The organism is Bradyrhizobium lablabi, from assembly GCF_001440475.1.
GTDB classification, from domain to species: Bacteria; Pseudomonadota; Alphaproteobacteria; order Rhizobiales; family Xanthobacteraceae; genus Bradyrhizobium; species Bradyrhizobium lablabi.
The window spans coordinates 132,309-146,413 of sequence record NZ_LLYB01000101.1; the positions used below are offsets into that span (position 1 = coordinate 132,309).

Sequence of the window (14,105 nt, forward strand, 5' to 3'; positions counted from 1 at the left end):
CTAGAGGAGACTCTCATGCATACCCGTTCGACCACGGCACGTGCGTGAGCATCAGGCCTTGTCAGACGCATCTTGGAGATCGTCGAGCACGACGAGGTAAGCGAGCAGCAGGTCTCCTTCCGTCTGTTTGGAATCCCGCGCCGCTTTTCGATAGGCGGCAATTTCGTTCTCGGTCGAACGCCGGGACCGGAGCCGCGCCTTGCCATCCCATAGAGGTTCGCCGTTCGACATCAAGCCGGCGATGTCCTGACGCAGCCAATGCTCATGACAAAGTTGCTGGGATTCGCGCAAGTTTTTGGCTTCGAACGCAAGCGTGGGTCTTCCATCGATGTCCAGGGTGAAAATTGCGGGCAGCAACATCATCCGACCCACGTCACATGTCTGACCACAATGAAGAGACCGGCGGCGCCGACGGCAATGAGCGCGCAAGGCATCGCGATCTGCATCGCAATCCGAATGACAGTTAGGTTCATGCCACCGGCCTGACGTTCTGTTGAACGGTTCAGCTTCCCCGATCCGCCTTACTGGTTCGGTCGTGCCGCACTCGCCGATCGGCCGGCAAGGCGGGCATCTGGCTCCCTCGCGTCAACCTATCCTGTGAGCCGATTCTCGTCTGTCCGATCCCTGACACACGGTTTCGGGAAATAGCGTCCCGAAACGGGGCAAAGCCCGAACGGACTCCACACCGGATTCGCGGCAACCGGCGCGCAAAGGGGAACGATAGAGGAGGATTGCTGCTTGATACGGCAGATGCCGGGCCAAACCCCGGCGGCGGAAGGAATGAGAAAATGAAATACCTTGCCGCGTGCCTCGCCGTGTTTCTCCTGGCGACGCCTGCCATGGCCCAGTCGATCGGAGAGAAGACCGGAGTCAATTCGACGCTTGGCATCACGCCTGCGACGGACGATTTCGTGAAGCAGGCCGCCATCAGCGACATGTTCGAGATCCAGTCCAGCCAGCTCGCGCAGGAGCGGGGCAATGCTGCGGAGAAGACCTTTGCCGCTGCCATGATCAGGGATCACGAGAAGACGAGCAACGATTTGAAGTCGATGGTGTCAGGCGGGGATCTGAAGGTGGCGCTCCCGACCCAGCTCGACAGCACCCACCAGAGCAAGATCGACAAGTTGAAATCGCTCAGAGGTGGCGACTTCAGCTCCCGCTATCAGATCCAGCAGGTCAGCGGTCACAAGGACGCCGTGTCGCTGTTCGAGCGATACGCCAAGGGCGGCGACCATCCAAAACTGAAGGAGTGGGCGGACACGACGCTTCCGACGCTGCGTCATCATCTGCAAATGGCGGAGGAGCTGGCTGCGGGACAGACGGTCGGCAAGCATTAGGAGGCGGAAGGAATGGGCGCGCAGAAGGCCGCCAGAGCCGCGTCCGTGCGGACTAATTGAACGGTGAGGAGCAAGATGGCGAAGAAAGCAAAGAAGCGAAGATATTCAAGGGGGGCGGCGAAGAAGGTCGGCCGCGCTATGAAGAAGCGCAAATCCGGCACGCTGAAGAGCGGCCGGTCCGGCAAGAAGGTGAAGAGCAGGAAGCAGGCGATCGCGATCGGCCTATCGGAAGCGCGAAAGAAGGGCGCCAAGGTGCCCAAGAAGGGTTCGAAGAAGCGCGCTAAGAAGTCTTGAGCGACCGCGCCAGATCGGCGGCCGGATAGGCCACCATCCAGTCATCAAGCAATTCGTCTCCGAAATCATCGAGTGCTCGAATTCGATAGCGCTCGAGATTTCGCGGCGAGGTTTTGCGGTTTCGAGGGAACGTTGGTCTGGATGTCGGTGCCATCGGTTTTGGCCGCTCCGCCGGCGTTCCCCCACGGTGTGATGGGCATTAGAACCGCTAATGGCTGACCGAGGTTCCTACGATCTCATGAAAAACGGCTACGCCATCGGCGGCTGACCAATGCAGGCGGGAAAACCACCATCCACGGCGATGTCAGCACCGCAGCGGGCCGGGCCGCACGGATCAAAGCTGTGCGTGCTGCCCGCCGGGCCGCGAAATCCTGCTCAAAGCCGCGCCCGTGCCATTGCCGCATTGCACCAGGGCGATGTCGCCCAGCGCAATGATGCCGACCAGCCGCTTGTTCCGATTGAGCACCGGCAGTCGACGGACCTGAATGTCGCCCATGATCGCGCTCACCTGGTCGAGATCCTGATCCTCGTAGCAATATTTGACGTCGGCCGTCATCACGTCGCCGACCCGTCCCTCGGGGCCCCGGCCCATGCCGATGCCGCGGATCGCGATGTCGCGGTCGGAAATCATGCCGACCAGACGGTCGTTGTCGGTCACGGGCAGCAACCCGACACCGAGCGCCGCCATCGCCTGCGCGGCGTCCTTCAAGGTGTCATCGGGAGTGCAGAGTTGGACCTCTGACGTCATCGCATCGGAAACTTTCATGTGCCTCTCCGTTTGCCGGTTGCTTCACCCGCTAACCCGCTAACAGGCGACCGCAGATCGCTGTTCCAGCGGGCATATGAAAATATTGGGGCACATGAACTAATCAGGCAGGTGGAGAGACTTCGAACCGCACCCGAAGCCTCCCCTGGATGGTCCTACCAACGGTTGCTGTCGATGCCGACGCCCACGCTTACGCCGGGTGTCCGGATGCCGACGCCGGCTCGCGGTTCATCCCAGTCGCGATAGCGACGGTGCTCAATATAGCGTTCACGCGGTGCATAGGCGTAGGAATCGCGCACGATCACGCGGCTGCCGCCACGGGTGCGATAGCAGCGTCCGTCTTCATCACAGACCATGCGGACCTGCTGTATCAGGTCGGAGTTCGTGTATTCGCTCTCGGTGTAGACGTCAGTCGCATTTGCACTGCCGGCCAGCAGCGCGCCCGCGCCGGCCAAGAGGCCGATTGCAATCTTCCTCATAAGTTCCTCCTCATTCGAATGCTGCCCTACGAGGCTCAAAGCATCGCTCCCGCTTTGGTTCCGAGAGTGGAATGGAACGACCAGCGGTTCCGGAAGATTGGCGCCCGCGAGTTGAGCGGAACGGCGCTGAGCCGCGCCGAGTTATTCCGGCGCTGACACAAAACTTCCAAGAACGGAACAAGGAGCGGAATATGAAACATCGTCTGTTGGCCGGCGCCATTACTGGCCTGATGCTCGGTACGAGCGCATTCGCACAATCGCCGAGCGATCAACAAAGAACCAATGCGCCATCAGCGCAGAGCTCGTCGCCTAAGGCGTCGCCATCGCCTTCGACCACACAAAATACGCAAGGCGGCAGTTCGAACGCGCAGCAACTGCCGACCAATGCCACGGCCGACTCGCCACGTCCGCAGGCCCAGTCAAATCAGCCCGCCGCGGCACCGCAGCCGAGATCCGATGGCAATACAGCCAACCCGCAGGCGCAGCAGCCTTCGCAGCAACCGTCACAAGCGCAGTCGGCTCAACAACCGGGTTCGTCTTCGCAGCCTTCGCAGGCGCAGACAAATACAGCGCCGCCGGCCAACAACCAGTCGACCCGCACGCAGCCAACGTCGGGCCCGGCCAATGCGACCAACAATGCTGCGAATACCGGGGCAGCCCAGCCTTCGACCAATACGGCGGCTCAGCCTTCGAACACGCAGACCAGCGCCGCGCAGCCGCGGACGAATGTCAACGTCTCGGCCAATCTGACGGAGAGCCAGCGTACCCGCGTGAGCACATCCATCAGCCGGCTCAACGCCAGGCCGGTGACCAACGTCAACTTCTCATTGTCGGTGGGTACCGTCGTGCCCCGCAATGTGCGCTTCCAGCCGCTGCCGGCCGACGTGGTCGAGGTGATGCCGCAATATCGCGGCTACAACTTCATCGTGGTCCGCGAGGACATCGTGATCATCGAGCCCTCGACCTACAAGATCGTCGACGTGTTGCCGCGCGGCGGCCGATCGACCGCGGCTGCCCCGGCGCCGCGCAAGTCGACGTTCTCGGACAGCGAACGCGACGCCGTTCGCAAGCATGCGCGTTCGTCGAGGATGGAGCAGCATTCGAACCGGACCGAGCCGCGCACCACGGGCAGCGCGGCCTCCACGCGCATTCGCGTCGGCGATCGCCTGCCGGACTCGGTCGTGATCCGGTCATTCCCGGATGGGGTATATCGGGAATCGCCGCGGCTGCGCGAGTATCGATATATCGAGCGCGACGATCGGACCTACATCATCGAGCCTGGCGCACGCCGGATCATCGAGGAAATCGAAGACTGACATATAAATACGTCTAAATATGTCGAGGAGAGAAGCGGCCCGACGGCCGCTTGTCTTCCTTGCCGCAGGCATTGTCCGGTAGGCAACCAACCCGGTACTTCATGCGTTAGGCACGCATGGAGCAAGGACGATGATGGCTGGTCAAAAACCACAGATTTCCCACAACACCCTCATGCTTATCGGCGATGGACGAAAGGCGCTTTTTCTCCGCAACAAAGGTACCCCGCAGCGACTCAATCTGGAAGTCGAGCAGGTCCTCGAACAGGATAATCCGGCAACACGCGAACAGGGGACGGATCGTCCCGGCCGTTCCATCCAGAGCGTCGGCGCCGCCCGAAGCGCAATGGAGCAGGCCGACTGGCATTACCTCGCAGAGGAGCGGTTCGCCGCCACCATTGCCGAAGCGCTCTATCGGCTGGCTCATGGCAATCGCTTCGACAAGCTGGTCGTCGTTGCGCCGGCAAAGGTGCTGGGCAATCTCCGGCAGGCCTTTCATGCCGAAGTGGCGGAGCGGATAGTTGCCGAGGTTGCGAAGGAGCTGACCTCTCATCCGATACCCGAGATCGAGAGGCTGATGGCGGCCTAGCCGCCGTCGGCCACGGCTGCCGGCCCATTCATCGCGTCAGGTCACGGGGCCGGGATTGAACAGCGCCAGCGCGTTGGTCAGTTTCCAATGCTCGGCCCAGGTCTCGCGGCCGCTTGCCACGTCGAGCATGAGGCGGAAGATCTCCCAGCCGACGTCCTCGATCGTGGCGTCGCCGGTGGCAATGCTGCCGGCGTCGACGTCGATCAGATCGTGCCAACGCTGCTTGAGCTCGCTGCGCGTCGAGACCTTGATGACGGGGACGGCGGCAAGACCATACGGCGTGCCGCGGCCGGTGGTGAAGACGTGTAGCGTCATGCCCGAGGCCAACTGCAGCGTGCCGCAGACGAAATCGCTGGCCGGCGTCGCTGCAAAAATCAGCCCTTTTTCACGGACACGTTCGCCCGGCGCCAGCACGCCCGCGATCGGGCCGGTGCCGGACTTGATCACCGATCCCATGGCCTTCTCGACAATGTTGGAGAGGCCGCCTTTCTTGTTGCCCGGCGTGGTGTTGGCGCTGCGATCGGCTTCGCCGCCGGCGAGATAGCGGTCATACCAGGCCATCTCGCGCACCAGCGCATCTGCAACCTCCTGGTTCGCTGCACGCGGCGTCAGGAGATGGATGGCATCGCGCACTTCCGTGACTTCGGAAAACATGACGGTGGCGCCGGCACGAACCAGAAGATCTGCGGCGAAGCCGAGCGCGGGATTGGCGGTGACGCCGGAGAAGGCGTCGCTGCCGCCGCATTGCATGCCGACCACCAGCGCCGAAGCCGGGCAGGTTTCGCGGCGACGCCGGTCCAATATCTTGAGGCGCGCGTCAGCCATCTGCACGATGTCCTCGACGATCTCGCCGAAGCCGGTGAGGCCTTCATCCTGCATCCGCATGATTTCGTCGTCGGCGCTCATGCCTTCGGGCAACAGCAGTTCGGGCTGCAGCTTCTCGCAGCCGAGGCCGACGATCATCACCTCGCCGCCGAAATTGGGATTGCGGGCAAGGTTCTGCAGCGTGCGGATCGGCACCGCGGCGCCCGGCGCGTTGATCGCAACCCCGCAGCCATAGGCATGCGTGACCGCCACCACGTCGTCGACGTTGGGATATTTCGGCAAGAGCTCCTTGCGAATCCGGTCCAGCGCGAACTCGACCGTGCCGGCGACGCACTGCACGCTGGTCGAGATCGCGAGGATGTTGCGGGTTCCGACCGAACCGTCGGCGTTGCGATAGCCTTCGAATGTGTAGCCTTCCAGCGGCGGTAGCCGGATCGCTCCGCCGTTCGGCTGTGGCAAATTGTCGAAGGAGGGCGCATCCGGCATCTGCACCAGCGATTCCTTGACCCAGCTGCCTTTGGCGATCGGCGCTGCGGCATGGCCGATGACTTCGCCATAGCGGCGAATGGCTTCGTCCTTGCCGATATCGGCGAGGGCAACCTTGTGGCCCTGCGGAATCTGTTCGATCAGCCGCAAGCCGCAGGCAAATTCGGCACCCGGCTGCAGACCGCCGCGGTTCGCGACAATCGCGACGTTGTCGTCCGCGTGCATGCGGATGTAGAGCGGTTTCGCGGCGGCGGGCTGCATGTCGAATCCTTAAGCTACTGGCGGCGTAACGCGTAACTGCGCCGCATGCGCAGGGCAATCAAGGTCAAACCGCTGGTGTGATCAAGCGGCCGCCGGGTTGGAAGTCGTCGCATGGAGGGAGCAGAGCTGGGCTCACGAGGGAGTGACGGCCGGGACCGAATAGTAAAATAATATGACTAGTCAGCGCCGATCTTCCGTGGAATATTCCCCGCGCTGCCGTCAACGGACAGCGAATAAGGTGCCGAAATACCGATTTCGGGGATGCAGGCACCCTGAACAAACATTTGGGAGAATGCGCCTCATGACCTCCAAAGCCCTCCTTGCGGCCACCGCGCTGGCCGCTCTCACCCTCGCACTTCCCGCAACCGCCGCCGAACTCACCGTCGGCTTTTCCCAGATCGGATCCGAATCCGGCTGGCGGGCGGCGGAAACCTCGGTCTCCAAATCGGAGGCGACCAAGCGCAAGGTCACGCTCAAGATCGCCGACGCGCAGCAGAAGCAGGAGAACCAGATCAAGGCGATCCGCTCCTTCATCGCCCAGGGCGTCGACGCGATCTTCCTCGCGCCTGTCGTCTCGAGCGGCTGGGATGCGGTGTTGAAGGAGGCCAAGGAAGCCAAGATTCCGGTCGTGCTGCTCGACCGCGACATCGATCCGTCGGGCAAGGAACTCTATCTCACCGCCGTCACCTCGGACAGCGTGCACGAAGGCGCGGTCGCCGGCGAATGGCTGGCGAAGACGGTGGCCGGTAAGCCGTGCAACGTCGTCGAACTGCAGGGCACGGTCGGCGCCAGCGTCGCGACCAACCGCAAGAAGGGCTTTGACGGCGTCGTTGCCAAGAACGCCAACCTCAAGGTGGTACGCAGCCAGACCGGCGACTTCACCCGCGCCAAGGGCAAGGAAGTGATGGAAAGCTTCATCAAGGCCGAGGGCGGCGGCAAGAATATCTGCGCGGTCTATGCCCACAACGACGACATGATGGTCGGGGCGATCCAGGCGATGAAGGAAGCTGGCCTCAAGCCGGGCAAGGACATCCTGACGGTGTCGATCGATGCGGTGCCCGACATCTTCAAGGCGATCGCGGCCGGCGAGGCCAATGCGACGGTCGAGCTGACGCCGAACATGGCGGGTCCGGCGCTTGACGCCATCATGGCCTACAAGGTGAAGGGAACGGTGCCGCCGAAGTGGATCCAGACGGAATCGAAGCTCTATACGGCGGCCGACGATCCGCAGAAGATCTACGACAGCAAGAAAGGCCTCGGCTACTGATCGGCCGACGCTACGCCGCCGGGTCTCAAGCCAGCCCCGGGCCCGGCGGCAAAGGCCTTCTCGACGAATCCGCCTCACGAGGCGAACATGCCAGGCGTTCGCGCGCGATGCGAACGTCGGTGGGAGTGATGCCGGCATGAATGCAGCTTCCGATCCTGGCCCGGCTCTGCTGGAAGTGCGGGGCCTGAGCAAGAGTTTTGGCACGCTGCGCGCCCTGCAGGAGGTGGATTTTACCCTGCGGCACGGCGAAATCCACGCGCTGCTCGGCGAGAACGGCGCAGGCAAGTCCACCCTGATCAAGGCGGTGACCGGTGTCTTCCCGCGCGACGCCGGCATTGTCAGGCTCGGCGGTGCCGAGGTCGCGCCGCGCTCGGCCAAGGCCGCGGTCGATGCGGGAATTGCGACCGTCTATCAGGAGGTCAATCTGCTACAGAATCTGTCGGTGGCGCAGAACCTCTATCTTGGCAGGCAGCCGACGCGGTTCGGCCTGGTGCGCGAGGCCGAGATGCGCCGTCGCGCCACCGAACTGCTCGCCGAGTTCGATCTGCATATCGACGTCGCCGAGCCGCTCGGCAATTATTCGGTCGCGGTACAGCATATCGCGGCAATTGCGCGAGCTGTCGACCAGTCCGCGCGCGTGCTGATCCTCGATGAGCCGACCGCGAGTCTCGACCGCCATGAGGTCGAGATCCTGTTCGCCGTGATGCGCAAGCTCGCCGCCCGCGGGATCGGCGTCATCTTCGTCACCCATTTCCTCGATCAGGTCTACGAGATCTGCGACCGCATCACGGTCCTGCGCAACGGTCGGCTGATCGGCGAGCGGACCACTGCCGAGCTGCCTCGGATCGAATTGATCCGCATGATGCTCGGCCGCGAACTCGCCGAGACGACGAGTGAGCGCGCGGCAGCGCAGGCGCGACAGGTAGGGGAGATCTGCGCGCGGTTCGAGGATTACGGCAAGGCCGGCTATGTCGCGCCGTTCAATCTGGCGCTTCGCCGCGGCGAGGTGGTTGGGCTGGCGGGCCTGCTCGGGTCGGGGCGCTCCGAGACCGCGCGGCTGGTGTTCGGCGCCGAGCGCGCCGACAGCGGCAGTGCTGCGGTCGAAGGCAGGCCGGTCCGGCTGCAATCGCCGCGTGACGCCGTCGCGCATGGCTTCGGCTACTGCCCGGAAGAGCGCAAGACCGATGGCATCATTGCCGATCTGACCGTGCGCGAAAACATCGTGCTGGCGCTGCAGGCCAAGCGCGGCCTCTCAAAACCGCTGTCGCGCGCCGAGCAGGATGAGATCGCCATGCGTTTCATCCGGATGCTCGACATCCGTCCGCCGGAGCCGGAGCGGCCGATCGGATTGTTGTCCGGCGGCAACCAGCAGAAGGTGCTGCTGGCCCGCTGGCTCGCCACCGCGCCGCGGCTTCTGGTGCTGGACGAGCCGACCCGCGGCATCGATGTCGGCGCGCATGCCGAGATCATCCGACTGATCCGCGAACTCTGCGACAACGGCCTCGCGCTACTCGTCATCTCTTCGGAGCTCGACGAGATCGTGACCTATTCCGACCGGGTGATCGTGCTGCGCGATCGCAGCCACATCGACGAATTGGAAGGGGAAGCCGTCGACGTCTCCAATATTCTGGCGGCGATTGCCGCCGGCACCACCGGTGCGGAAGCCGGGCAAGCATGATGCCAAGCATAATGCAACGACTGCTGCAAACCCGAGGCCTTGCCCAGATCATCGCCTTGCTGGCGATCCTCGCGATCGATCGCGCGGTCTCGCCGCAATTCTTCGATCTCAGGATGCAGGACGGGCGGCTGTTCGGCAGCCTGATCGACGTCCTGAACCGCGGCGCGCCGGTCGCGCTGCTTTCGCTGGGGATGGTGCTGGTTATCGCCACGCGCGGCATCGACCTGTCGGTCGGCGCGGTGATGGCGATATCAGGCGCCATTGCCGCGAGTCTCGCCGACGCATACGGCCTGCCAGTCGCGCTCGCCGCCGCGCTCGGCGCCGGGCTGTTGTGCGGGCTGTGGAACGGCTTCCTTGTTGCGGTGCTCGGCATCCAGCCGATCGTCGCGACCCTGATCCTGATGGTGGCGGGACGCGGCGTTGCGCAGCTCATTACCGAGGGCCGCATCGTCACCTTCACCGCGCCCGACCTGGTCTGGCTCGGCAATGGCGCGGTGCTTGGCGTGCCGACGCCGGTGGCGGTCGTCATCGGCATGCTCATCATCACCGGCGCGGTGGTCCGCGGCTCGGCGCTTGGCCTGTTGATCGAGGCGACCGGCGGCAATGCAAGGGCGAGTGAACTCGCCGGGATCGGCACCCGCGCGATGATTCTTGCAGTCTATGTCTGGTGCGGCCTGTGCGCGGCGCTGGCCGGTGTCATCGCCGCCGCCGATATCATGGGCGCGGACGCCAACAATGCCGGGCTCTGGCTCGAACTCGACGCCATTCTGGCCGTCGTGATCGGCGGCACCTCGCTGTTCGGCGGGCGCTTCAGCCTGGTGCTGGCGATGGTCGGCGCGCTGATCATCCAGGCGATGAACACCGGCATTCTTCTCTCGGGTTATCCGCCGGAGTTCAACCTCCTGGTGAAGGCGGCCGTCGTGCTGGTCGTCCTGCTGCTGCAGTCGCCGCGCTTCGCCAATGCCGGGGCCGTGCTGGGGAGGGCGCGCCAATGAGGCTGCCGCCGGTTGCGATCACGGCCATCGTCTTCGTCGTCGGATTTGCGCTCTGCACCGTGCAATTCCCCAATTTCGCCTCCACCCGCGTGGCGGCCAATCTGCTGACCGACAATGCCTTTCTCGGCATCGTCGCCACCGGCATGACCTTTGTGATCATTTCCGGAGGCATTGACCTGTCGGTCGGCTCGGTGATCGGCTTCACCACGGTGTTCGTCGCACTGGCGATCGAGCGCCTGGGTGTGCCGCCACTGGTCGCCTTCGCAGCGATCCTGCTGCTATGCGCCGCCTTTGGCGCGGCGATGGGCGCCATCATTCATGTCTTCGACATGCCGCCTTTCATCGTCACGCTGGCGGGCATGTTCCTCGCCCGTGGCGCCAGCTTCCTGATGTCGACGGAATCGACGCCGATCACGGCGCCGCTCTATTCGACGGTGTCGGATTTCGCGCTGCGGCTGCCCGGGGGAGGTCGGCTCACCGCCATCGCGCTGATCATGCTCGCGGTGGTCGCGGCCGGCGCGGTGCTGCTGCATTTCACCCGGTTCGGGGCCAATGTCTATGCGCTCGGCGGCAGCCGCGCGACCACCGCGCTGATGGGCATTCCGGTCGGATCCATGACGGTGCGCATCTATATGCTGTCGAGCGTTCTTGCCGGGCTCGCCGGCATCGTGTTCTCCTTCTACACCGCAGCCGGTTATTCGCTGTCCGCCGTCGGCGTCGAGCTCGATTCCATCGCGGCCGTGGTGATCGGTGGCACCCTGCTGACCGGCGGCCAGGGCTCGGTGGTCGGCACGTTGCTCGGCGTGCTGATTCAGGGCCTGATCCAGACCTACATCAATTTCGATGGAACCCTGTCGAGCTGGTGGACCAAGATCGTGACCGGTATCCTGCTTTTCGCTTTCATCGCCTTGCAGCAGGCCATGCTCGGCATCGCCCGCCGCGCCGGCCCCCGCAAGGCAGGAGTCCTCAAATCATGACCTCCCGGCTTGTCGTCATCCCGACGCGGCGCGCGCACTCCAACCACGCCGAGGTTGCCCGCAGCATCGGCGTCGACATCATCGCCGGCCGTTACGCCGAGGGTGTCCGGCTGCCGGGCGATGCCGAACTCACGGCGATGTTCGGCGTGTCGCGGCCGGTCTTGCGCGAGAGCGTTAAAACGTTGGTAGCCAAGGGGCTGCTCACGACCAAGGCACGCGTGGGCACCGTGGTGCGCGAGCGCGGCGCCTGGAACATGTTCGACGCCGACGTGCTGGCCTGGCATCTCGACGCTGGCATCGACCGGCGCTTTCTCAACGATCTCGCCGAAATCAGGCTGGCAGTCGAGCCGCGCGCCGCCGCGCTGGCGGCGGCCCGGCGCTCGGAGGCCGATATCGCCGAACTGAACCGGAGCATGGAGCGGATGCGACGCGAGGCCTCGGACTCCGTTGGTTTTGCTGACGGCGATCTTGCCCTGCATCTGGCCGTCGCCAACGCCTCCGGCAATTTGTTCATGCGCTCGATCGGCAACGTCATCGAGGCGGCGTTGCGGGCCTCGTTCCTGCTCAGCGCGCCGGTCGAGACGCAGGACCGCGAGACGGTGCTGTTGTGGCACCAGCGCATTGTCGATGCGATCGCCGGCGGCGATGCCGAGGCGGCGACGGCGGCCATGGCCGAGGTGATCCATAATGGATTGCGGCGCCATGAGGGGACTGCGGCATCGCCCACCGCCGCGCCCGCGATCCCGGCCGCGGCCGAGCCTGGAGAGCAATCATGAGCCCGCTTCGCGTCGCCATCGTCGGCTTTGGCAAGATCGCGCGTGACCAGCACGTCCCGGCGATTGCTGCGACCGAAGGCGTGGAACTGGTTGCCATCGCCAGCCGCAATGCTTCGCTACCCGGCGTGCCGCATGCGGCAACGCTCGATGAACTCCTGCGCAATGGTCCGCCGATCGACGCGGTGGCGCTGTGCACGCCGCCGCAGGTTCGCCACGCCCAGGCGGCGACGGCGCTTGCTGCCGGCCAGCACGTGATGCTGGAAAAGCCGCCAGGCGCCACAGTTGCCGAAATCAGGCCGCTGACGACCGCGGCTACCGCAGCGCAACGCACGCTGTTTGCCACATGGCACTCGCGGTTCGCCTCAGCCGTCGAGCCGGCGCGGCAATTGCTGGCCGGCCGGAAGGTCATTTCAGTGAAGATCACGTGGAAGGAAGACGTGCGGGTCTGGCATCCGGGACAGGCATGGATCTTCGAGGCGGGCGGGCTCGGCGTGTTCGATCCCGGCATCAACGCGCTATCGATCCTGACGCGAATTCTGCCGCAGCCATTGTTCGTAACCTCGGCCGATCTCGCGTTTCCCGCCAACCGCGACGCGCCGATTGCGGCCAACCTTGCGCTCAGCGATGCAGAGGGACTGAAGATCGCGGCCGAATTCGACTTCCTCCAGACCGGCCCGCAGAGCTGGGACATCGATCTCGAAACCGATGGCGGCCCGGTCACGCTGTCCATGGGCGGGGCAAGGTTGCGGGCAGGGGGCGCGCAGCTCGTCGATGCCGCGGACGCCGAGTATGCCGGCCTCTACCGCCGCTTCCGCGAACTCACCGCAAGCGGCGAGAGCGACGTCGATCTCGCGCCGATGCAGCTCGTCGCCGACGCGTTTCTGCTGGGGCGGCGCCGCACGGTCGAGCCATTCGAGGACGCGACATGAACGCTCCATCCGTCTCTCGCGTCACGCGTTCCCGCTTCGGCGTCCTGCCTGACGGCAGCGAAGTCGAGCGCATTGTCTTGCAATACGACGCCGGACTGGAAGCCAGCATCATCACCTATGGCGCGAGCCTGCAGGCTTTGCTGGTGCCTGACGTCGCCGGACGTCACGACGACATCGTGCTCGGTCATGACGTTTTCGATGGCTATCTCGCCCGGCGGCAGTATTTCGGCGCGACCGTCGGCCGCTATGCGAACCGCATCGCGGGCGGACGTTTCATGCTCGACGGCACCGCAGTACAACTCGCGGCGAATAATGGGGCCAATGCGCTGCATGGCGGATTGGAGGGTTTCGATCGCCGCAACTGGCGGGTTGTCCGGATTGAGGACGGCGAACATCCCGGCGTGACGCTCGCGTATACCAGCGCCGATGGTGAGGAGGGATATCCCGGCACGCTGGACGTGGAGGTGACCTGGCGTCTGACCGGGCCGATGGAACTCTCCCTCGACATGACTGCGCGGACCGATCGCCCCACCGTGGTCAATCTCACCAACCACAGTTTCTTCAATCTGTCCGGCGCGCGTTCGGGGCGGCAAATTCTCGATCATCATCTCACCGTGGCGGCGGATCATTTCCTCGCGATCGATGCCGGCGCGATCCCGCTGCCGCAGCCGCCCAGCGAGGTCGCCGGAACGCCGTTCGACTTCCGCGAAGGCTTCGAGGTCGGCGCGCGGATCCGTAACGAACATCCGCAATTGCGCGTGGGCCGCGGCTACGATCACAATTTCTGCCTTGCGCCAGCAACTGGCGAGCCTCGCTTCGCCGCGCGGCTGGCTGAGCCAACCTCCGGCCGCGTGCTCGAACTGTTCACCAACCAGCCGGGATTGCAGGTCTATTCCGGAAACTTTCTCGACGGCACCACCGGCGGAAAGGGTGGCCGCCTGTATCGCCAATCCGACGCCATATGCCTTGAGCCGCACGCCTGGCCCGATACGCCAAATCGGCCGGACTTTCCGACGGCGCGGCTTGCCCCGGGCGAGGTCTATCGCCACACCACATCGTACCGCTTTACGCACGCGATCCAGGGCGCTATCGGGACACAATCCGAGGTAGAGCGACCCAGGAGCGGGCAATGA

The 14,105-nt window shown here is 64.4% G+C and carries 15 protein-coding genes; 11 read left to right on the forward strand and 4 right to left on the reverse strand.

Going from position 1 to position 14,105, the window contains the following annotated elements; genetic code table 11:
- Positions 1–51: 51 nt before the first annotated feature.
- Entirely contained in the window at positions 52–363 is a 312-nt protein-coding gene (locus tag CQ14_RS29640) for a hypothetical protein (RefSeq protein ID WP_057861344.1), read from the reverse strand.
- A 425-nt stretch (positions 364–788) separates the two neighbouring features.
- On the opposite strand from CQ14_RS29640, the gene CQ14_RS29645 reads away from it, so the two are divergent.
- Entirely contained in the window at positions 789–1,337 is a 549-nt protein-coding gene (locus CQ14_RS29645; protein WP_057861345.1) for a DUF4142 domain-containing protein, read from the forward strand.
- Positions 1,338–1,412: 75 nt separating this feature from the next.
- Entirely contained in the window at positions 1,413–1,631 is a 219-nt protein-coding gene (locus CQ14_RS29650) for a DUF6496 domain-containing protein (RefSeq protein ID WP_057861346.1), read from the forward strand.
- 334 nt (positions 1,632–1,965) lie between these two features.
- Here the strand turns inward: CQ14_RS29650 and CQ14_RS29655 are convergent, their stop codons facing one another.
- Positions 1,966–2,397, reverse strand: a complete 432-nt coding sequence (locus CQ14_RS29655) for a CBS domain-containing protein (protein WP_057861347.1) — start codon at positions 2,395–2,397, stop codon at positions 1,966–1,968.
- Positions 2,398–2,552: 155 nt separating this feature from the next.
- On the reverse strand, positions 2,553–2,876 hold the full coding sequence (locus tag CQ14_RS29660) for a hypothetical protein (RefSeq protein ID WP_057861348.1): 324 nt from the start codon (positions 2,874–2,876) through the stop codon (positions 2,553–2,555).
- Positions 2,877–3,067: 191 nt separating this feature from the next.
- Here CQ14_RS29660 and CQ14_RS29665 point away from each other — a divergent pair, with 191 nt between their 5' ends.
- Both CQ14_RS29665 and CQ14_RS29670 read left to right on the forward strand, forming a co-directional pair.
- Positions 3,068–4,192, forward strand: coding sequence for a DUF1236 domain-containing protein (locus CQ14_RS29665; protein ID WP_057861349.1), 1,125 nt, complete (start codon positions 3,068–3,070; stop codon positions 4,190–4,192).
- Between the two features lie 130 nt (positions 4,193–4,322).
- Complete coding sequence (locus CQ14_RS29670; RefSeq protein WP_347337163.1) at positions 4,323–4,778, forward strand: host attachment family protein; 456 nt, start codon at positions 4,323–4,325, stop codon at positions 4,776–4,778.
- A gap of 36 nt (positions 4,779–4,814) precedes the next feature.
- Here CQ14_RS29670 and garD read toward each other — a convergent pair whose 3' ends face one another.
- Positions 4,815–6,350, reverse strand: a complete 1,536-nt coding sequence (garD, locus tag CQ14_RS29675) for a galactarate dehydratase (protein WP_057861350.1) — start codon at positions 6,348–6,350, stop codon at positions 4,815–4,817.
- A 301-nt stretch (positions 6,351–6,651) separates the two neighbouring features.
- Between garD and ytfQ the strand changes: the two genes are divergently transcribed.
- The 7 genes from ytfQ to CQ14_RS29710 all read left to right on the forward strand — a co-directional run bounded on the left by ytfQ (position 6,652) and on the right by CQ14_RS29710 (position 14,105).
- The gene (ytfQ, locus tag CQ14_RS29680; RefSeq protein ID WP_057861351.1) at positions 6,652–7,617 is read left to right on the forward strand and encodes a galactofuranose ABC transporter, galactofuranose-binding protein YtfQ; all 966 of its coding nucleotides are present in this window, start codon (positions 6,652–6,654) and stop codon (positions 7,615–7,617) included.
- Between the two features lie 136 nt (positions 7,618–7,753).
- Positions 7,754–9,295 carry a sugar ABC transporter ATP-binding protein gene (locus CQ14_RS29685; RefSeq protein WP_057861352.1) on the forward strand — a complete coding sequence of 514 codons (1,542 nt, stop codon included), beginning with the start codon at positions 7,754–7,756 and terminating at the stop codon, positions 9,293–9,295.
- Positions 9,296–9,306: 11 nt separating this feature from the next.
- Complete coding sequence (locus CQ14_RS29690) at positions 9,307–10,290, forward strand: ABC transporter permease (protein ID WP_057861353.1); 984 nt, start codon at positions 9,307–9,309, stop codon at positions 10,288–10,290.
- Positions 10,287–11,267 carry a galactofuranose ABC transporter, permease protein YjfF gene (yjfF, locus tag CQ14_RS29695; RefSeq protein WP_057861354.1) on the forward strand — a complete coding sequence of 327 codons (981 nt, stop codon included), beginning with the start codon at positions 10,287–10,289 and terminating at the stop codon, positions 11,265–11,267. The genes CQ14_RS29690 and yjfF overlap by 4 nt, the downstream gene beginning before the upstream one ends.
- Positions 11,264–12,043 carry a FadR/GntR family transcriptional regulator gene (locus CQ14_RS29700; RefSeq protein ID WP_057861355.1) on the forward strand — a complete coding sequence of 260 codons (780 nt, stop codon included), beginning with the start codon at positions 11,264–11,266 and terminating at the stop codon, positions 12,041–12,043. The genes yjfF and CQ14_RS29700 overlap by 4 nt, the downstream gene beginning before the upstream one ends.
- Entirely contained in the window at positions 12,040–12,972 is a 933-nt protein-coding gene (locus tag CQ14_RS29705) for a Gfo/Idh/MocA family protein (protein ID WP_057861356.1), read from the forward strand. The genes CQ14_RS29700 and CQ14_RS29705 overlap by 4 nt, the downstream gene beginning before the upstream one ends.
- The gene (locus CQ14_RS29710) at positions 12,969–14,105 is read left to right on the forward strand and encodes an aldose epimerase family protein (RefSeq protein ID WP_057861357.1); all 1,137 of its coding nucleotides are present in this window, start codon (positions 12,969–12,971) and stop codon (positions 14,103–14,105) included. The genes CQ14_RS29705 and CQ14_RS29710 overlap by 4 nt, the downstream gene beginning before the upstream one ends.